21 protein-coding genes are annotated in these 19,108 nt (G+C 61.3%); 7 read left to right on the top strand and 14 right to left on the bottom strand.

Going from position 1 to position 19,108, the window contains the following annotated elements:
* Positions 1-55 precede the first annotated feature (55 nt).
* The gene (locus QM609_RS12055) at positions 56-1,252 is read right to left on the bottom strand and encodes an MFS transporter (protein ID WP_050655884.1); all 1,197 of its coding nucleotides are present in this window, start codon (positions 1,250-1,252) and stop codon (positions 56-58) included.
* A 143-nt stretch (positions 1,253-1,395) separates the two neighbouring features.
* Between QM609_RS12055 and QM609_RS12050 the strand changes: the two genes are divergently transcribed.
* Positions 1,396-1,842, top strand: coding sequence for a MarR family winged helix-turn-helix transcriptional regulator (locus QM609_RS12050; protein WP_003945852.1), 447 nt, complete (start codon positions 1,396-1,398; stop codon positions 1,840-1,842).
* On the opposite strand, the gene thrS is transcribed toward QM609_RS12050, so the two are convergent.
* The gene (gene thrS, locus QM609_RS12045) at positions 1,839-3,059 is read right to left on the bottom strand and encodes a threonine--tRNA ligase (RefSeq protein WP_076948574.1); all 1,221 of its coding nucleotides are present in this window, start codon (positions 3,057-3,059) and stop codon (positions 1,839-1,841) included. The genes QM609_RS12050 and thrS overlap by 4 nt on opposite strands.
* Before the next feature lie 330 nt (positions 3,060-3,389).
* On the opposite strand from thrS, the gene QM609_RS12040 reads away from it, so the two are divergent.
* Positions 3,390-4,664: a DUF445 domain-containing protein gene (locus QM609_RS12040; protein WP_003945674.1), complete on the top strand. Its 1,275-nt coding sequence runs from the start codon at positions 3,390-3,392 to the stop codon at positions 4,662-4,664.
* A gap of 2 nt (positions 4,665-4,666) precedes the next feature.
* Complete coding sequence (locus tag QM609_RS12035) at positions 4,667-5,491, top strand: Abi-alpha family protein (RefSeq protein ID WP_003945623.1); 825 nt, start codon at positions 4,667-4,669, stop codon at positions 5,489-5,491.
* A gap of 68 nt (positions 5,492-5,559) precedes the next feature.
* Here the strand turns inward: QM609_RS12035 and hsaB are convergent, their stop codons facing one another.
* Genes hsaB through hsaA form a run of 4 tightly spaced genes read right to left on the bottom strand, consistent with a single transcriptional unit; the run spans position 5,560 to position 9,107 of the window.
* Entirely contained in the window at positions 5,560-6,144 is a 585-nt protein-coding gene (gene hsaB / locus QM609_RS12030) for a 3-hydroxy-9,10-secoandrosta-1,3,5(10)-triene-9,17-dione monooxygenase reductase subunit (RefSeq protein WP_003945677.1), read from the bottom strand.
* Positions 6,141-7,043 carry an iron-dependent extradiol dioxygenase HsaC gene (gene hsaC / locus QM609_RS12025; protein ID WP_003945585.1) on the bottom strand — a complete coding sequence of 301 codons (903 nt, stop codon included), beginning with the start codon at positions 7,041-7,043 and terminating at the stop codon, positions 6,141-6,143. Before hsaC ends, hsaB begins: the two co-directional genes overlap by 4 nt.
* A complete protein-coding gene (gene hsaD, locus QM609_RS12020) occupies positions 7,043-7,921 on the bottom strand; it encodes a 4,5:9,10-diseco-3-hydroxy-5,9,17-trioxoandrosta-1(10),2-diene-4-oate hydrolase (protein ID WP_003945808.1) in 879 nt (292 codons plus the stop codon). Before hsaD ends, hsaC begins: the two co-directional genes overlap by 1 nt.
* Before the next feature lie 10 nt (positions 7,922-7,931).
* A complete protein-coding gene (hsaA, locus tag QM609_RS12015) occupies positions 7,932-9,107 on the bottom strand; it encodes a 3-hydroxy-9,10-secoandrosta-1,3,5(10)-triene-9,17-dione monooxygenase oxygenase subunit (RefSeq protein WP_039973406.1) in 1,176 nt (391 codons plus the stop codon).
* Positions 9,108-9,302: 195 nt separating this feature from the next.
* Between hsaA and QM609_RS12010 the strand changes: the two genes are divergently transcribed.
* Positions 9,303-10,463, top strand: coding sequence for a 3-ketosteroid-9-alpha-monooxygenase, oxygenase component (locus QM609_RS12010; protein ID WP_003945847.1), 1,161 nt, complete (start codon positions 9,303-9,305; stop codon positions 10,461-10,463).
* A gap of 2 nt (positions 10,464-10,465) precedes the next feature.
* Positions 10,466-10,837, top strand: a complete 372-nt coding sequence (locus QM609_RS12005; RefSeq protein WP_003945499.1) for a hypothetical protein — start codon at positions 10,466-10,468, stop codon at positions 10,835-10,837.
* A 70-nt stretch (positions 10,838-10,907) separates the two neighbouring features.
* Here QM609_RS12005 and QM609_RS12000 read toward each other — a convergent pair whose 3' ends face one another.
* From QM609_RS12000 to QM609_RS11975, 6 genes are all read right to left on the bottom strand, one after another.
* On the bottom strand, positions 10,908-11,741 hold the full coding sequence (locus QM609_RS12000) for a hypothetical protein (RefSeq protein WP_050655882.1): 834 nt from the start codon (positions 11,739-11,741) through the stop codon (positions 10,908-10,910).
* A 197-nt stretch (positions 11,742-11,938) separates the two neighbouring features.
* The gene (locus QM609_RS11995; RefSeq protein WP_050655881.1) at positions 11,939-12,565 is read right to left on the bottom strand and encodes a TetR/AcrR family transcriptional regulator; all 627 of its coding nucleotides are present in this window, start codon (positions 12,563-12,565) and stop codon (positions 11,939-11,941) included.
* A gap of 74 nt (positions 12,566-12,639) precedes the next feature.
* Entirely contained in the window at positions 12,640-13,896 is a 1,257-nt protein-coding gene (locus QM609_RS11990) for an NAD(P)/FAD-dependent oxidoreductase (RefSeq protein ID WP_050655880.1), read from the bottom strand.
* A complete protein-coding gene (locus QM609_RS11985; protein WP_050655879.1) occupies positions 13,896-14,087 on the bottom strand; it encodes a rubredoxin in 192 nt (63 codons plus the stop codon). Before QM609_RS11985 ends, QM609_RS11990 begins: the two co-directional genes overlap by 1 nt.
* Before the next feature lie 30 nt (positions 14,088-14,117).
* On the bottom strand, positions 14,118-14,288 hold the full coding sequence (locus QM609_RS11980; protein WP_007734092.1) for a rubredoxin: 171 nt from the start codon (positions 14,286-14,288) through the stop codon (positions 14,118-14,120).
* Entirely contained in the window at positions 14,285-15,460 is a 1,176-nt protein-coding gene (locus QM609_RS11975) for an alkane 1-monooxygenase (protein ID WP_003945652.1), read from the bottom strand. The genes QM609_RS11980 and QM609_RS11975 overlap by 4 nt, the downstream gene beginning before the upstream one ends.
* 383 nt (positions 15,461-15,843) lie before the next feature.
* Here QM609_RS11975 and QM609_RS11970 point away from each other — a divergent pair, with 383 nt between their 5' ends.
* Both QM609_RS11970 and QM609_RS11965 read left to right on the top strand, forming a co-directional pair.
* On the top strand, positions 15,844-16,134 hold the full coding sequence (locus QM609_RS11970; RefSeq protein ID WP_283337284.1) for an HIT family protein: 291 nt from the start codon (positions 15,844-15,846) through the stop codon (positions 16,132-16,134).
* A gap of 139 nt (positions 16,135-16,273) precedes the next feature.
* Positions 16,274-17,881 carry an FAD-dependent monooxygenase gene (locus QM609_RS11965; protein WP_050655878.1) on the top strand — a complete coding sequence of 536 codons (1,608 nt, stop codon included), beginning with the start codon at positions 16,274-16,276 and terminating at the stop codon, positions 17,879-17,881.
* On the opposite strand, the gene QM609_RS11960 is transcribed toward QM609_RS11965, so the two are convergent.
* Both QM609_RS11960 and QM609_RS11955 read right to left on the bottom strand, forming a co-directional pair.
* Positions 17,868-18,356: a VOC family protein gene (locus QM609_RS11960; protein WP_050655877.1), complete on the bottom strand. Its 489-nt coding sequence runs from the start codon at positions 18,354-18,356 to the stop codon at positions 17,868-17,870. The two genes, QM609_RS11965 and QM609_RS11960, sit on opposite strands and share 14 nt — an antisense overlap.
* Positions 18,353-19,105, bottom strand: a complete 753-nt coding sequence (locus tag QM609_RS11955) for an SDR family NAD(P)-dependent oxidoreductase (protein ID WP_050655876.1) — start codon at positions 19,103-19,105, stop codon at positions 18,353-18,355. The genes QM609_RS11960 and QM609_RS11955 overlap by 4 nt, the downstream gene beginning before the upstream one ends.
* Positions 19,106-19,108 lie beyond the last annotated feature (3 nt).

Here is a 19,108-nt window from a genome sequence, read left to right as displayed (position 1 = left end):
TTGGACAAGGGAAGCGATACGTTCACGCGATGGGGTCAGAGCGCAGTGGACAGGTTCAGGCGGCGGTCGGGTGCAGCGAGGTGCTCGGCGTCGACGGCTCTGACGCTGCCGGGCGGTCGATCTTCGCCGCGACGAGCAAGACCAGCAGACCGGCGACAGTGACTGCCGCTCCCATCCAGATCGGGGAGGTGAAGCCGAGTCCCGCGGCGATGGTGATTCCGCCCAGCCATGCCCCGAGTGCGTTGCCGACGTTGAAGGCGGCGATGTTGGCACCCGATGCCATGGTCGGTGCTGCCGACGCGTAGTTCATGATCCGCATCTGCAACCCGGGTACCGTCGCAAAACCGAAGGCGCCCATGAAGAACAGTGAGATCACTGTCATGACCTTGCTCTCCGCGGTGGCGGCGAACACGATCAGAACGACGGTCAGGATCGCGAGAATCCAGACCAGCGCCTTCGTGAGCGAACGGTCGGCCGCCTTGGCGCCGAGGAAGTTACCGACGAACAGGCCCGAGCCGAAGAGGATGAGCAGCCACGGAACGCTGGACGTCGCGAAGCCGGTGACCTCGGTGAGGGTGAAGGCGATGTAGGTGAAGGCTCCGAACATTCCGCCGTAGCCGAGGATGGTGATGGCGATCGAGAGCCATACCTGCTTGTTGCGGAATGCCCCCAACTCTCCGCGCAATCCGCCACCGGTCGTGCTGGCGGGCGTCGTCGGGACGAGTGCTGCAATTCCGATCAGTGCGATGACGCCGATGACGGTGATGGCCCAGAACGTCGAGCGCCATCCGAGTTGCTGGCCCAGCAGCGTGCCGAACGGAACGCCGAGAACGTTGGCGATGGTCAGGCCCGCGAACATCATCGCGATGGCGCCGGCGCGCTTGTTGGGCGCGACCATGTCGGCGGCAACCACCGAGCCGATTCCGAAGAACGCACCGTGGCACAGCGCCGCGACGATGCGTCCGCCCATCATGACCTCGTAGGAGGGAGCGAGCGCGGACATCAGGTTGCCGATGATGAACAGCACCATGAGCGAGAGAAGGACCTTCTTGCGCTCGAAGCGGGTGACGGCAGCGGTCAGGAGGATCGCGCCGATCGCCACCGACAGTGCGTAGCCCGAGATCAGGTAGCCCGCGACGGACTCGGTGACCTCGAAATCAGCCGAGATCTCGGGCAGGAGGCCCATGATGACAAATTCGGTGAGGCCGATCCCGAACCCGCCCATAGCGAGGGCAATGAGACCCAATGGCATCTCGATGTTCCTTTCACAGAATTACGCGTAAGCCGTTAGCGGGCGTGTGCAGTAGTTGCAGGCGCGCTATAAATAGTTGCACGCGCGCGCTACATGCGCAAGCTGGTAACCTGGAGTCGCAGGAAACGGACAAGGAGAATCACATGGGGATCGCCGACGACGCCGTCGAAATCCGTTCGCAAGGGTGGCGCACGCTCGCAGCACTGCACGGCGCCCTCGACACCGAACTGGAACGCGCGCTCCAGCGTGAGCACAAACTGTCCGTCGTCGAATACACCGTGCTCGACGCACTGAGCCGCCAGGATGGCTGGCACATGCGGATGGCTCAGTTGGCTCGCGCTGCCGCACTGAGCAGCAGCGCCACGACGCGCTTGGTCAATCGACTCGAAGATCGAGGACTATTGACGCGCATCCTGTGCGCCGACGACCGTCGAGGCATCTACACCGAGCTGACGCCGGCCGGCCGCGAGCTTCTCGAAAGCGCACGGCCGACGCACGACGCCACCCTCGAAGCCGCACTCGACGAGGCATGCAAGACACCCGAACTCGCGCCACTGGTGCGCGCCCTCCACGAGCTTCCCGTCGGCTAGAAGTCTGCCGGAAGCAGGGCACGCTCTTTGATGCCCGAGACCACCTGAGCGACAAACACACTCGCATCGACGACCACCCGCCCACCACGCGCGGGGACCAGAACGTCGACGGTGCCGCCGTGCACCTCGTTGTCTCCGATCACCGCGATGTACGGGTCACGGTGAGTGCGTGCCTCGCGGATGCGACGTCCCAACGATCCGTCAGGCGCGATCGCCACTCGAACATCGCGAGCCTCGAGATCGGCCCGCAAACGCTCGGCCTCAACCTGGTGCCGGTCGCCGACGGGCAGAATCGAGACTTGGTTGGGTGCCAGCCACGGCGGCATCCGCCCTTCGAACCTTTCGATCAAAAGCGCAGTCATGCGTTCCATCGATCCGAGCAAGCCCCGATGGATCATGACGGGGCGAGCCTTGGATCCGTCCTCAGCGGTGTACTCGAGGTCGAACCGCTCCGGTTGATTGAAGTCGAGTTGCACGGTCGAGAGTGTTTCCTCGCGGCCGTGCGCGTCTCGCACCTGGACGTCGATCTTGGGACCGTAGAACGCTGCCTCCCCATTCGCTTCCACGTACTCGATCGAGCGTGCATTCAGCGCCTCGCGAAGGTGATCCTCAGCGTCCGCCCACTGCTCGTCGGTGCCGAGGTACTGCCCCTCTCCCCCTCTGATCGAGAGGCGGTACTCCCGTTCGGCAATCCCCAGAGTCGAGTAGCAGCGCTCGATCGCGACGAGCGCGACGATCACTTCTGCTTGCACTTGTTCACGACTACAGAAGACATGTGCGTCGTCGAGATTGATCTGTCGGACTCGACTCAATCCGCTGAGAACTCCGGAGAGTTCGCTACGGAACATCGAGCCGAGTTCACGAACGCGGAAAGGTAGCTCGCGATAACTACGACCGTGAGCGGCGAATACCTGAGCGTGATGAGGACAGTTAGCCGGACGAAGGAGAAATGACTCTCCGCCTATCTTCATTTCGGGGAACATGTCTTCCGAGAACTTGGACCAATGACCAGATCTCTCGTACAACTCTTTCTTCGCCATAACCGGGGTATAGACACCCTGACAACCGGAGCGCGCTGCTTGTTCGGCGGCGAACTTTTCGAGTTCGTTCCTGATGACGGCGCCGTCCGGTAACCAGAGCGGAAGGCCGGCTCCGACTATGGGGGTGGTGGCGAAAAACTCCAGGTCGCGCCCGAGTTCGCGGTGGTCAACACTCATGAGAGCTCTCCAAATCGTTCAAGGGGAGACGCACACGGAGCGACGAAACAGGAAAGCCCCGGGGCGATAACTCCCGGGGCTGAAAGGGTTCGGTCAGCAGTTGCTAAACGATGCGCCGGAAGAGAACCGGCGTCGTCGTGTTGTGCGCAATACTGACCATGTACGTGAGGTTACATCAACTTCCTACCCACCTACAGCCCGAATTGTCGGGCCTCTATGCTGACGCAACTGGGAAGGCGCAGCAGTAGCCAACGAAACACCCACGAAGAGCGAAGTTTCGGCAATCATGTCCGAACGTGAGGTTCTCGGATATGAGGAGGATGTGCGACGGTGCCGGACCACTTGCTCGAACAGTTGATCACCATTCCTTTGTTCACCGGAATCATCGGGTACATCACCAATTGGTCGGGCGTCCTGATGCTGTTTGCGCCGATCAACTTCCACGGGATCAAAGTGCCCGGCCTCAAACTGCTCTTCCCGTTCCTCCCCCGACGCGTCCAGGTGATCCCCGCGATCACCAGCGACGGCAGATTCGGTTGGCAAGGCATCGTCCCCTCGCGGGCGGAGAAGATGGCGTCGATCGCCGTCGACAAATCCCTCGCGAAAGTCGGCAGCATCGCCGATTTCTATCGCGTCCTGGACCCGGACAGCATCGCCGAGCACTTGGTGAACATCTCCCGCAGTGAAGTGCGCGGCGTGGTCACCAGAATCATGACGGCCGAGAATCCTCAGCTCTGGCACAACCTTCCGACGTCGGTGAAGGAAGCCGTCTTCCGCAAGGTGGAGGACGATCTTCCGGCCAGCGTGCGCATGATCACCGACCGCATCGAAGAGGACATCGACGAGTTCATCGACGCGAAGCTGATGGTGATCCGCTACCTCTCCTCGCACCCCAAACTGCTCAACGACATCTTCCGCACGATGGGCAACAAAGAGCTCAGGTTCATGCAGAACTTCGGCTTCTACTTCGGGTTCCCGATGGGCTTCGTGCTCGTCGGAATCCTCCATCTGGTTCCGCAGTGGTGGGTGCTTCCCATCGGCGGTGTGATCATCGGATACATCGTGAACTACCTCGGCATCACGATGATCTTCGAGCCGATCACCCCCAACCGTTGGGTGCCGTGGAGGCAGGGGCTCTTCCTGAAGCGACGCACCGAGATCATCGCCGGGTACGCAAAAACCCTCGCCGATCACGTCGTGACGCTCGAGAACATCGGCACCGAACTCCTCGAAGGTCCCCGCTCGGACCGAACGCGGCGGATGCTCGATCAGGTACTGCGCGAATCCGTCGACGACGCAGCCGGCTGGGCAAAGTCGGTGGTCAAGATGACCGTCGGTTCGCAGAGCTACAAGCGTCTGCCCGGACTGGCCACCACCGAAGTGCTCGACCTGTACCCAAGGGTCTTCGAGGACGCGGAGTTCGCCGAGAACCAGTCGGAGAAGATTCGTGTCTTCGTCACCGAACGCATGAGCATCCTTTCACCGGAAGATTTCAGCGAACTACTACGCTCAGCCGTCAAGCAGGACGAGTGGCTGTTGTTCGTACACGGGGCCGTGCTGGGCTCGTTTGCCGGTTTCCTACACCTCGCAATATTCGGAGTATGAGCATGAGTGAGCACGACCATCGCATGATCGTCGAAGCGGAATCGTACGACTGGGCTGCGGACATCACGCCGGTCGAATCCGTCGAAAAGCGTCTGATCCGTAGCCTTGTCGGGCTGACCGCCACGACGACGCTCACGTCGATCAAGCTGACGGGTTGGGCCTTCGGAACGGCGAAGGAGGCGACACGGCAAATCGTTCAGGCTGCCGCCGAAGCCGCGGCAGAGGCCGCTGAATCGGCCAATGTTCAATCCGAACGTCGGGCCGAGAACTCCAACGGAGACGGCTCGCGGACCGAGAACCTACGGGCGGCAATGGCAACTCGTACCAATCGCAAGCAGAGCGTCGAGGCCACTCTCGCGGCGCTGCGGGCACGCGGCGACAGGTTGCTGGACCGTTCCGCGGACGTGACCGATCGCGACGATCTGCACCCGGCCTACGACCGGATCCTTGACGAGATCGCGCCGGACGAAGCTCGAATTCTTCGGTTGCTGGCCACTTCAGGTGCGCAACCGAGCGTGGACGTACGTACGGCGCGGCCGTTCGGCGTCGGCTCGGAGATGATCGACGAGGGTCTGTCGATGATCGGAGAACTGGCGGGATGTCGCCATCTGGACCGCATCAGCGCGTACCTGAACAACCTGCATCGGCTCGGTTTGGTGGCGTTCTCACGCGAGCCCGTCGAGGCCGACCGGTACCAGGTGGTCGAGGTGCAGCCGTCGGTGATCGAGGCGGTCAAGCGCGCCGGCCGATCGAACAAGATAGTGCGTCGTAGCATCCTGCTGACGCCGTTCGGTGACGACTTCTGTCATACCTGTTTTTCTCTGTAGGGCCTCCGGCCCTGTGCGCCTTTTTGGTAGTTACCACTACCAAAAAGGCGCACAGGGGGGCTTGCCCCCTACAGCCAGGTATCTTCTGTCGTGGTCGTCAGGAACGCTTCCAGATCGTCACGCCAGGTAGCCGGAACAGTCTTGTCCGGCTCGATGCCCGTGTACTGCCCGCGATAGAAGAGCAGCGGGCGTTCGGTCTTGATCTCACTCATCGACGACACCCGACCGAAGACGACGTAGTGATCGCCACCGTCGTGGACGGTTTCCACCGTGCAGTCGATGTGTGCAAGGGACTTGTCGATGATCGGCGAGCCCAGAGGCGATGGCGTCCAATCGATGCCCGCGAACTTGTCCGGCTCACGCGACCCGAAACGAGCACACACCGCCTGCTGTTCCTCCGCCAACACGTTGACGGCGAACTTCCCGGTCCGCTCGATTGCCGCCCACGACCGAGAACCCTTGGTGGGGCAGAACAACACCAAAGGCGGGTCGAGTGACAGGGCCGCGAAAGACTGACATGCGAACCCGACAGGCTCACCGTCGTCGACTGTCGTGATGATGGTGATACCCGTGCAGAATTGCCCGAGAACCGTGCGGAACTGGCGTGGATCGATCGCCTGCTCCGCACTCACCGACGCGTCGGGCGAACTCACGGCTTCATTCCCACCGTGAAGTCGTGACCCCACAGGCTCACGGCCGTGCTTTCCCTCGCGATCCAGTTTTCGTCCTCGACCTCTAGCCCCTCACAACCGAATTCGATGTCGAACCCGCCTGGAGTCTTCATGTAGAACGAGAGCATCTCGTCGTTGACGTGGCGACCGAGAGTCGCCGACATCTTGACCTTCTTGCGCAGTGCCCGGTCGAGGCACAGTCCGACGTCGTCGGAGTTCTCCACTTCGAGCATCAGGTGCACGATGCCCGTCGGGTTGGGCAACGGCAGGAACGCCAAGCTGTGGTGACGCGGGTTGCAGCCGAGGAACCTCAGCCACGCCGGGTCGCCGTCCGCGGGCCGGCCGACCATCTGCGGAGGCAGACGCATCGAGTCGCGAAGCTTGAATCCGAGTACGTCGCGGTAGAACCGCAGCGAAGCATCGTCGTCATCGGTGGTGAGCACGACGTGGCCGAGGCCCTGCTCACCCGTCACGAACCTGTGCCCGTACGGGCTCACGATCCGGCGGTGTTCGAGAGCAGCTCCGTGGAACACCTCGAGGGAGTTGCCCGAGGTGTCCTCGAACGCGATCATCTCGACGACGCGACGGTCCTTGAGCTGCTCCGCCGTGCCTTCCTTGAACGGAACACCGGCTGCCGACAACCTGTCACGGATATCCTGCAGCTCAGCGGCATTCGCGGTTTCCCAACCCGAGACGAGCAGACGGTCCGTGTCGTTCGGAACGATGACAAGACGCGCCGGGAAGTCGTCCATACGCAGATACAGCGATTCCGCGTCAACGCCCTTGCCCTCGATCATTCCGAGGATCTTGAGTCCGTATTCGCGCCACGCAGCCATGTCGGTGGCCCCGATGCGCATGTACGCCAGAGATCGAATACCCATCATTTACCTCCGTCGAGCAGGAAGTCGGTTGCGAGCCGGTTGAATTCGTCGAACTTCTCGAGCTGCGCCCAGTGACCGCAACCGCCGAAGACGTGGAGCTGCGCGCGCGGGATCATCTTGAGCGCGACCAGTGCGCCGTCGAGAGGGTTGACCCGATCCTCACGGCCCCAGATCAGCAACACACGCTGACGAAGCTTGTACGCCTCGCGCCAGAGCATGCCGAGCTCGAAGTCACCGCTGGAGAAGGACTTACCCATCGCCTTGGCCGCAGCCAGCGACTCGGGAGTGCTGGCGGCAGCAAAACGTTCGTCGACGAGTTCCGGCGTGATCAGCTTCTGATCGAAGACCATGATCCGCAGGAATGCTTCGAGGTTTTCTCGGGTGGGCTGGTAGCTGAACTTTCCGAGGTTCTTGACGCCCTCGGTGGGGTCCGGCGCAAACAGGTTGACACTCAGACCGCCGGGGCCCATCAGAACGAGGCGACCCGCACGGTCCGGGTAGTCGAGCGCAAAGCGAACAGCAGCGCCACCACCGAGCGAATTGCCCAGCAGATCAACGCGACCGGTGATCTCGAGCGTGTCCAGGAGATCGTTGAGCGCCGACGCACTGTGCACGAAGTACTGCGGATGCTCCGTCGGCTTGTCGGACTGCCCGTAACCGGGCTGATCGACCGCGATGACGTGAAAGCTCTTCGCCAACACCGGAATGTTGCGGGCGAAGTTAGACCACGACGACGCGCCTGGGCCACCGCCGTGCAGCAGCACGATGGTCTTGTCGTTTCCGACGCCCGCCTCGTGGAAGTGCAGTTTCAGATCGGGGCGCACTTGCGCGAACCGTGAAGTGGACTCGTAGGTGAGGGCTTCTTCGGTGGTTGTCACTGAGCCTCCTCTAGACCATCGTGTCGGTGATCGGCAGACCGAATTCGCCGGTTCCGAACATGACGTAGGCGCGTTCGGGATCGTTGGCGGCGTGGACGCGACCAGCGTGAGCATCGCGCCAGAAACGCTGAATAGGAGTGCCGTTCTGCAGCGCCGTGGCGCCGGAGTTCTCGAAGAGCTTGTCGATCGAGGCGATCGCGCGGCCCGTGGCGCGCACCTGGTCACGTCGAGCGCGCAGCCGCAGTTCCATCGGAACCTCTTCGCCCGCAAGGATCAACGCGTACTCGTCGGCGACGTTGCCGGAGAGCTGACGCCACGCGGCGTCGATGTCGCTGGACGCCTCGGCGATGCGCACCTTGGCAAACGGATCGTCCTTCGACTTCTCGCCGGCGAACGCAGCGCGCACACGCTTGCCCTGGTGCTCGACGTGCGCTTCGTAAGCTCCGTAAGCCATTCCGACGATCGGTGCCGAGATCGTCGTGGGGTGAATGGTTCCCCACGGCATCTTGTAGACCGGCGCGGTGTTGTTCTCGAGGCCCGGGGCGGTCAGTTCGCTCATCGCCCGGAAACTCAGAACGCGATGCTTGGGAACAAAAACATCCTTGACCACAACGGTATTGGAGCCGGTTCCACGCAGACCGACCACATTCCACACGTCGTCGATCTGGTAGTCCTCGCGAGGAATCAGGTAGCTCACGAAATCGACTGCGCGGCCGTCCTTGAACACCGGACCACCGAGAACGGCCCAGCTGGCGTGGTCACAACCCGAAGACCACGCCCACGCACCGTTGACCTTGTATCCACCCTCGACTACTTCACCCATACCCATCGGGGCGTAAGAGGACGAGATGCGAACGTCAGTGTCGTTGCCCCACACGTCTTCCTGTGCCTGCTGAGAGAAGAGGGCGAGGTGCCAGTTGTGTACCCCGATGATCGAGGAGACCCACCCTGTGGAACCACACGCGCTGGCGATCTTCTTGACCGCGGAGTAGAACAGCACCGGATCGGCTTCGTATCCGCCCCACTGCTTCGGCTGCAGCAAGCGGAAGAAGCCTGTTTCCTGAAGAGCCTTGATGGACTCGTCGGGGATACGACGCAGATCCTCGGTCTCCTGTGCGCGCTCGCGCAGTGCCGGCAGTAGTGCGTCGAGCCTCTGCATCACCTCGTGGCTGTCATGGTTACCCACTTCGACGCTCCCGTCTTCCTCGATCGGTTGGTTCACTTACACTTGAGACTAGAACACGTTCTCTTTTCTGTCGAGACGCTGACAAAGGTCCCGTTTGTGGCCGCAATGCTGTAACAAGTGCCCCCAAAATCTGGCGGAACCGGATCGAGTTCTATAACGTGTTCTACTAACAGCTAGAAGGGATGTGAGGTCACAATGGCGCAGATTCGCGAGATCGACGTCGGAACGGTGCAAACTCGTTTCGCCCGCGGTTGGCACTGCCTGGGTCTACTGAAGACCTTCAAGGACGGCAAACCGCACGCGATCGAGGCTTTCGGTACGAAGCTCGTGGTGTTCGCCGACAGCAAGGGCGACATCAAAGTTCTCGACGGATACTGCCGTCATATGGGTGGTGACCTCACACAAGGCGAGGTCAAGGGCGATTCCATCGCCTGCCCCTTCCACGACTGGCGCTGGGGCGGCAACGGCAAGTGCACCGGCATTCCTTATGCCCGCCGCGTGCCTCCGCTCGCACGCACCCGCGCGTGGACGACCCTCGAGCAGAACGGTCAGCTCTTCGTCTGGAACGACCCCGAGGGCAATCCGCCGCCCGAAGAGATCGTGATTCCTCGTATCGAGGGCGCGTACAGCGACGAATGGACCGACTGGACCTGGAACTCCATGGTCATCGAGGGGTCCAACTGCCGCGAGATCATCGACAACGTGGTCGACATGGCGCACTTCTACTACATCCACTACGCCTTCCCGACGTACTTCAAGAACGTCTTCGAAGGTGAGATCGCCACTCAGTACCTCAACACCACGGGCCGTCCCGACATCGGAATGGCCTCCCAGTACGGCGGCGACACGCTGCTTCGCTCCGAAGCTGCGTATTACGGACCGTCGTACATGGTCAATCCCCTGTGGAACAGCTACAGCGGATACGAGGTCGAGAGTGTTCTGATCAACTGCCACTACCCGATCAGCCCGGACTCGTTCGTGCTGCAGTGGGGCGTGACGGTGAAGAAGCCGACGGGTGTCTCCGACGAGATGGCCGACAAGTTGGCCGGCAAGTTCACCGAGGGCATCAGCGAGGGATTCCTGCAGGACGTCGCGATCTGGAAGAACAAGACCAAGATCGAGAATCCCCTTCTCTGCGAAGAAGACGGCCCCGTCTACCAGCTACGACGCTGGTACGAGCAGTTCTACGTGGACAAGGCCGACGTCACCGAGAAGATGACGCAGCGCTTCGAGTTCGAGGTGGACACCACCAAGGCAAACGAAGCCTGGCACGCCGAGGTCGAGGAAAACCTCGCACGCCAGAAGGCCGAGAAGGAAGCTGCAGCAGAAGCGGCAAAGAAGGAAGCAGAGGTCTAGTCGTGAGCGCCTCGATCGGAACCGACGCACGGTGGGCTCGTTGGGCAAAGGCACCGGACTTTGCCGGGCAAACGGAACGGCTCGAGGCGATCGCGGCCCAGACGATCGAGGACAAGCACGAATACCTCGACTCGGGTCTGCAGGAAGTCGACTGCAAGGCATGCGGCGCGTGTGTACTGGTTCGCAAGAACACTTACAAACACACCAGCGTTCAGTGGACTTCCGACCCGGCGCTGCGTTGCCACACCTTCAAAGAGGCAATTGCTTCCGGGCAGTCGTCGGCATTGAAAGACGGATGCCCGAAACTGCACGACAGCATCGCCGACGCGGTTAGGGACGGCACCATCACGGTGCGTGATCCCGAGGTCAGCTGACCTGATTGTGTAGAACGAGGGCCGACCCACGGGTCGGCCCTCGTTCTACGTTCCAGCGCCCGCGCGTCCGTCAGGCAGGCGGTCGCACCTTTCGTGCAGCCACCGCGTAGACGTCGCTCGACGTGGTGAGAGAGTTCTTTCCGCTGGCCGCCGGCACTCCCCCGCGTAGATTCACGGCCCAGTTGAGCGCACCCAGCGGTCCACACCCGCTGGCTCCCGGCGCCGCAAACACCGCATCCGAATGTGGGACTGCCGGGAACACTGCACCGGGGAACTCACCGATAGGTTCCGACGGAGGGTTTCCGGTTGTGGTCAGGTGAAGGTTGATCGGATTCGAAACCGAACCGATGTAGCAATCGTCACCGAGCAAGGGATTAGACAGCTTCAATCGAACAGGCATGGTGAGTTCCTGCTCGAGAACCTTCAGATCCGGGACTCCCACCGATTCCACCGTCGCGCTGATCTGAGTCAGTCCCAGCGGAGTATCGATCCCGAGAGCACCTCCGGGTACCGAAATCGGATTGGAATAGACCCCGTTGGACCCGTCCTGCTTGGTGACGAACGTCTCGATGAAACTGTTGTCCGGCTGGGTCGCGTATTTCACTCCGCCCGCAACCTTGAGGCTTCCGTCCGGGATCGGCACCGAAAGTGCGCCCAATTTCATGGTCCCTCCGCGAACTACGACGCTGGCGCACGTCGTCACCTCGAGATCCTCGATCGGGCACGTGCCCCAACCGTCGAAGGTCAACGGATCAACCGCTGCCGCACCGGAGGAACCGAGCGATCCGCTGCCGGAAGACCCTGACGATGATTCGTCGGCAATTGCCACACCTGCACCGGCCATGACAAATGTTGCAACTAGCGCGACTGTCGACATCACTCGAGATTTGTTGCGGCTCTTCATCTTCGAATTCCTCCACCGTTGACGGAAATTCACGAGAGCCACCCCCTGCGGATCGCACCTCGATCTACGCCCGGCACGCTACCGAGAAGTGAGACGCGGATTCACACATAACGACGATATTTCCCACCAAAGAACTACGGCGATCACGCTCGATCGAACTTCCGTCCTAGCCCGGAAACCGTATCGATCCTGTCGGCTCAGCTCGTTTCGACTGTGCCCGAACCGATGACCTGATCGAGGAACGGCCCGAACATCTCCCCCAGGTTCTCGGCGATCTGATCGGGGGTACCGAAAGACAACGTCACGTGACTGATCGCCAGACGCACTATCGTGCTGCCGAACATCTCGGCATGGATGCGGTCGACGTTCGCCCAACTGGTCATGAAGATCTCGGCCAACCTCGCGCTCGCATGTTCGAGCAGCGGAGTCCCGTCAGTGGTGACCAAGCTCAGCAGGTCGTGCTGCGGCCGGGGACCGACAATGCTGACCACCATCGGATCCCGGGCACCGGCGTCGAAGAAGGCACGGAAGGCTGCCGAGACCGCGCCCCGCGGATCCGAATGATGCAGCGTTACTTCGCGTTCCACCTCTTCGAGGAACTCGTCAACGAAACGGATGAGGTATCCGGACGCCAATCCCTGGCGGGACGTGAACTCCTTGTACAACGTCTGCCGGCTCATGCCCGCAGCTTCCGCGATATGCGCCATCGTGATGTCGTTCCACGATTTCTCGGTCAAGAGTTCGCGTGTGGCGTCGAGCGCTGACGCACGGAGGAGTTGACGAGCTGCCTCGTGGTACGGGACACGGGCACGAGCGGTGGACATATCGGGAAGATTTCCATCGCCCGTGCTCGGTGTCAAAACGGTGGACACGCAAGCCACAGAAGTCGCGAGTGCACTCAGAGCACCGGTGAGGCGACAAGACCCGCCGCAAGTTCGGTCAGATCCCTGTTTGTATCGGCGAGTACGTCGGCGCTGATGTCCGGGGAGCGTTCGATAAGGGTTCGGACGGCACGAATGTCCTTCGGCCGGCCCACGCTCACAGCACCGACGATATTTCCGTCGCGCATGCAGATCGCAGTGAAGTCATAGGAGTCCAAGTCTCCTCGAACAATCACGGTGTCGTCCGCGCCTGGCCAACCCGCTACTTGAATGTTGCGGCCGAATTGGTTCGACCAACTCCAAGGGACGGATTCGAAGGGTTCTTCCTTCCCGACGATGGTCTTGGCAACTGCAACTGCGTGGTCCTGCGCAGTGTTCCAGTGCTCACCACGGTGCATGCCGCCGAGAAAACCGTTGGGCACGTTGGCCACATCGCCGATCGCGTACACATTATCGACAGACGTCCTGAGGTATCCGTCTACCGAAATCCCGTTGTCCACCGCAATACCCGCAGCAGCAGCCACATCGGTATCGGGCAAGGATCCGATTGCGACGACGGCCAACTCCGCTGTCCACTCGCGTCCGTCACGCGCACGTGCGGTGACGCCGTCGGCACCCGTCGTGAGCGTCTCGAGGTCGACTCCCGTCTGCAAGGCGACGCCCGCCGAGGCGTGCAGCGCGGCGATCTTCTCCGCTATCGACGGTGGAAGCAGCCTGGACAGGGGCACCGGTTGCGCTTCGAGAACCTGCACACTGCAACCCAAGTCGCGTGCCGTTGACGCCACCTCCGATCCGATCAAGCCACCGCCGACCACCAGTAGCGAGGATCCTTCGATCAGCTGGGATTGCAAGCGTCGCATGTCTGCGATATCCCGAAGATAGTGAACGCGCTCGGAATCTTCGTTCTCCAACCGTCGGGACCGTCCACCCGTGGCAAGAATCAGAACGTCGTAGTCGATGCTGTCACCGTCGGCTAAAAGTACTGTGCGGGAATCTGTGTCGATACTCGTGACAGTTGCGCCGATCCGAAGATCGATACCCTGCTCGGTCCAGAAAGTCGACGGCCGCAACCGAGCCCGATCGATCGACGCTTTCCCGGACAGTAGCTCCTTCGACAGCGCCGGGCGGCGGTACGGCTCCTCAGGTTCGCTGCCGATCAGGATGATGCTGCCGCCGAACCCTTCCTTGCGCAGGGCCTGCGCGGCACCGGAACCGGCGATGCCCGTGCCCACGATCACGACGGTGCGTGTGTCGGGCTCGCTGACCGCTGTCATCAGCGGTTCACCTCCACCATTTCGAAATCGACTTTGGCGGCACCACAATCAGGGCAGGACCAGTCTTCGGGAATCTCGTCCCAGCGAGTACCCGGCTCGATACCGTCGTCGGGCCAGCCGATCGCTTCGTCGTACTCGAACCCGCACTGGAGGCAGCGGAACAATTTGTAAGCAGTGGCAGTCTCGGACATCGGTTTTCCTTTCACCGGTGGGTATTTCGATCAGGATTGCGTGACGAGGGTGAAGTCGACCTTCTCGCGGACGCCGCAGTCGGGGCAGCACCAGTCGTCCGGGATACTCGACCACGGCGTGCCGGGCGGAAAGCCTTCTCGCGCAGCACCTGTCGATTCGGTGTACGTGTAGTCGCAGATCGGGCAGATGTAGGCGTTCATGCGTTCACCCCGTAGGCTGCGAGGATCTTGGCCCGCTTCTTCGGCGCGATGTTGACCTGGGTGATGTCACCTCGGTAGTGCTCGAGAACGCGGTGGTCCATCACCTTGCGCCACAGGGGCGGAACTGTGGCGAGCATGATCATGCTGGCGTAGCCGCTCGGGAGCTGAGGGGCCTCTTCCATACTGCGAAGCGCCTGGTAGCGCCGTGTCGGATTCGCATGATGATCGCTGTGCCGCTGCAAGTGATAAAGGAAGACGTTGGTGCAGATGCGATCACTGTTCCAGCTGTGCGCCGGCGTGCATCGCTCGTACCGTCCGCTTGCGGTTTTCTGACGTAGGAGTCCGTAGTGCTCGAGGTAGTTGATCGCTTCGAGCAGCGAAAACCCGATGAACGCCTGGATCACGAGGTACGGCGCGATGCCGATCCCGAACACTGCAAGCGCGACACCGAACAGAACAACCGACATGAGCCAGGCGTTGAGCACGTCGTTCTTGATGCTCCAGTGCGTGGTGCCCAAACGCTCGAAGCGGGTCTTCTCGAGATGCCACGCCGACTTCAATCCCCCGCCGACGCTGCGCGGCCAGAAACCGTAGAGGGTCTCACCGAAGCGCGAGGTCGCCGGATCTTCCGGAGTCGACACTCGCACATGGTGGCCACGGTTGTGCTCGAGGTAGAAGTGACCGTAAGCACTCTGTGCGAGAACGATTTTGGACAACCAGCGCTCGACGCTCTCCTTCTTGTGCCCGAGTTCATGGGCTGTGTTGATGCCGATTCCGGCCGTCACACCGATCGTCACTGCGAGTCCGATATTGGAGAGAACGCTCAAATCCCAACGCGCCCAGATGTAGCAGGACAGGAAGAAGGCCGTGTACTGCAGCGGCAGATAGGCGTAGGTGCACCACCGGTAGAAGCGGTCGTTCTCGAGTTCGTCGATCACCTCGTCGGGCGGATTCTTCCCGTCCTCACCCGCCAGGATGTCGATGACGGGAATGAGAGCAAACGCGATCAGTGGGCCGGTCCACCAGAAGACATTCCATCCGGTGGCGGTAACAAGCCCCACGGCGATGAAAGTTGCCGATGACGGAATCAGCGCCAACAGCCACAAGTAGCGTTTCCGGTCTCTCCAAGTTGCGAGCCGACCATCTGGCTCGGTGTACACCAACGCCGCCATCGAATTCTCCAGTTCTCGTTCGGATCAGTGAGTACGTCCTGCGCGGTAATCCGCGACACGAACAACATCTATGTATAGAGAGTGGACAAATGATGGTGTCTTGTCAACGATTTTCAAGGTAAAACTTTTACAAACATGCTGATTTGTACATCTAGATGAACCCTCCGTTCGGGCTGATCGCAAATCTTCCGCCACCGCGCCACACTCGGTACAAAAGTGGAATGGGGACGTCAACGTGCGCAATATGCGCCAAACACCAAGGAACTGGCCCGCTCGTCAGCCCCCGAATATTCGAGGACGACTTCGTCGTTGTCTCGCATCGGCCTCCTCAGCCAGACGGCCGTTCGGTTCCTGGATATGTGTTCGTCGAGACCCGTCGACACGTGTCCGGATTGCCTTCACTATCCGAACCTGAAGCACTCGCCATCGCACACGCGGTCTGGTGCGTCTCACGTGCCCTCGACTCGGAATTGACTCCGGAATTCGTGTTCTCCGCGATCGCCGGGCGAAGCGTCCCCCACTTTCATCAGCACGTTTTCGTCAGGCCCTTCGGCGCTCCGAGTTCAGTGAGTTGGAACGACGTCGATTCATGGGACGACGCGCCACGCGTCGACGAGGTCGAGCTCACGCTTCTGTGCAGGAGAATCGCGCTCGGCTTCGAAGCCGAGCAATAGCGCAAAACAGTCGGTGCGCGGACGGACAGTCGGCGCGAGACACAACCCCTCGATGTCCGATTTGCGCGAATTTCCCCAAAACGAAAGTTCGCTTACCCATACTGAAATGACCGACTGTCCCCGACGTGAGTGGGTCCTCATGGATACCGACGTATTGGTAGCGGGCGCCGGCCCGATCGGCTTGACCACCGCGATCGAGCTGCGCAGACGCGGTATCTCGTGCCGAATAGTCGACCCGCTCGACGAACCGCGGCAATACGCGAAAGCCGTCGGGATTCAGCCACGCACTCTCGAACTCTTCGAGAACATGGGGGTGCTCCGCCAGGCACTCGACGCCTCGACATTGATGCGCGGTCAGATCATGTACACGAACGGCGTCGAGGTCGGCCGCGTCGACCTCACCCTCCCCGACGACGTTCCTTACTGGTTTCTCTGCCTGCCTCAGTACTCGACGGAGCGCATCCTCACCGAGCGCCTCACCGAGTTGGGAACAACCGTCGAACGCGGAGTCGGCCTCACTGCATTCGAACAGTCCGACGACGCCGTCACCTGCACCCTCAGCGACGGCAGCACTGTGACAGCCCGGTACCTGGTGGGTTCCGACGGCGCGCACAGCGTGGTCCGCAAAGGGCTGGGCCTGAGCTTCGAGGGCGGCGCGTTTGCCGAGAGCTACATGCTCGGCGACGTCGAAGTCGACTGGTCGATCCCCAGCGGCTACTCCGTCCGCGCCAACCACACCACCGACGACGGAACCACCGACGACCTACTCGTCTGCATCCCACTTCCCGGACACAAGCGGTACCGCATGTCGATGCTCGTTCCGGACGAGTTGATGCCGGGCGAATCGTCGAACAAAGCCGCTGTACAACACGGTTTTTCAACCGGCAAGAAACCGGAACTCCATCACATCCAGGCCGTGCTCGACAGACTGTCCCCAGAACCGACAACCGCCTCGATGCTGCGATGGTCCTCGGTCTTCCGCATCAGCCACCGCATCGTCGACGCTTACGGTCGCGGACGGGTTTTTGTCGCCGGCGACGCCGCGCACATCCATCCCCCGACTGGCGCGCAGGGCATGAACACCGGGATCCAGGACGCCCACAATCTTGCGTGGAAGATAGCGCTCGCCGTCAAAGGCGTTGCAACAGCAGATCTTCTCGAGACCTACGATGCCGAAAGACGGCCGGTCGGTGAAGAAGTCGTCGGGATGACCGTCCGAAATGCTCGAGAAGGAATCGGTTCGGGAGAGTCTTCCATCGACACGGCAATGCGGCGCCAGGCTCAATTGTTGATCGACTACTCGGAGAGTCCGCTGAACACCGGGCGTAATTCTTCGAGTCCACACGTTCAACCGGGCGAGCGTGCACCCGATGCACGCGGAATGCGCCGAGACGGTGTGCAGTATCCAATTCGGTTGTTCGACTTGCTGTCAGGAGTCGACCACACGTTACTGCTGACTTCGGACGGATCCGCGGAGAGCATCAACAGCTTGGAGAAGGTCGCCGACGCCGCAATTCGATCAGCGCACGGCTTGCTGGACGTCTACGCGATAGTGCCACCGGGAACCGTGACCGTCGACTCGCTGGTGCCGATCATCGAGGACAACGCCTCGCAACTGTGCGCCGCGTATGGGGTCGAAGGTACGGCGGCGCTGGTCATTCGCCCCGACGGCTACCTCGGATTCCGTGGTCACCCGGAGAACGTTTCCGATTACTTCACGAAAGTGTTTGCCGTCAATCAGGAATGAGCGAAGCGAACATCAACCGAATCTCGGGCGAGAGCTTCATCAACTCGACGTATCCACCCAACGGCCCGGCATCGAGGTAGGAGAACTCCATGCCGGCGCCCTCTACCCGACCTTGTTGCACCACCGACATTCCGCGACGCTCGGCCTCGAGCAACGTCGCCTCGTAATCGTCGGGAACCCAAGCCATGTGATGAACTCCGACGCCGTGAGTCTCCAGGAACTCCGTGTACAGGTTGCGTCCGGACACTGGTTGGATCAACTCGAGCTGTTGGCTGCCCGCATATCCGATCGACACGTGAACGACATAGTCCGCGGGCTCACCTCGATACGTTGTGGTCTCGGGACCAAAGGCGATGTCTGGCATACGTAGCCATCGCTCCACTCCCCACTGCCGAGTGAACTCCTGTTCGGCGGCCTCGATCTCCTCGACCGCCCAGCAGATCTGGAAGATCGGTCCCGAGACCAACGGGGTCATGCCATTTTTCCGTTGTCCACCGAGTAGACGGCCCCGTGTATCGCCGAGGCGTCGTCGGAGGCAACGAAAGCCACCATCTTCGCAACGTCCTCGGCTTCCATCAAGCCACGCGGCGAGGCAACCTTCATGACGAGGTCGAAGTCGACTCCGTCGGGGAAGGTGAATCCGGTGACTTGAGGAGTCATCATGCCGCCGGGGCAGATTGCGTTGACACGCAGAGACTTTCCGGTGAACTCCATCGCCATCGCTCGGGTCAGTCCGATGAGTCCGTGCTTGGCAGCGCAGTATCCAGCCGAGTACGCCTGCCCTTCCAGCCCCGCGATCGAGGAGACGTTGACGATGTTGCCGCCCCGTTCCAGCAAGTGCGGCAGTGCTGCTCGGGAAAGGAAGAACGGTCCGTTCAGATTGACCGCAAGGTCATGTGCCCATTCGGAATCCGCAATATCCGCCGTATGACGAAGCGAGTGCGATCCCGCCACGTTGACGAGGATGTCGATACCACCGAGTTCGTCGACACACGCTTGCACGGCCGCATCACACTGAGCGGAATCCGAGACGTCCGTCGCCGCGAAACGACGCTCTCCATCCGCGCCAACCACCTCGACCATCGACTGTCGCAGCTTTTCCTTGTCGCGGGCGATACCGAAAACCTTTGCGCCCCTGCGGTGGAGGAGCTCGGTGACGGCGCGCCCCAACCCTGAGTACGCGCCGGTCACCAAGGCCACTTTTCCGGCCAGTACGTCTGCCATGGC

The sequence above is a fragment of the Rhodococcus sp. IEGM 1302 genome (assembly GCF_030056935.1).
Taxonomy (GTDB): Bacteria; Actinomycetota; Actinomycetes; order Mycobacteriales; family Mycobacteriaceae; genus Rhodococcus_F; species Rhodococcus_F qingshengii.
Note: the sequence above shows the minus strand (reverse complement) of the source record. Positions and strands in the feature narration are given on the sequence as shown.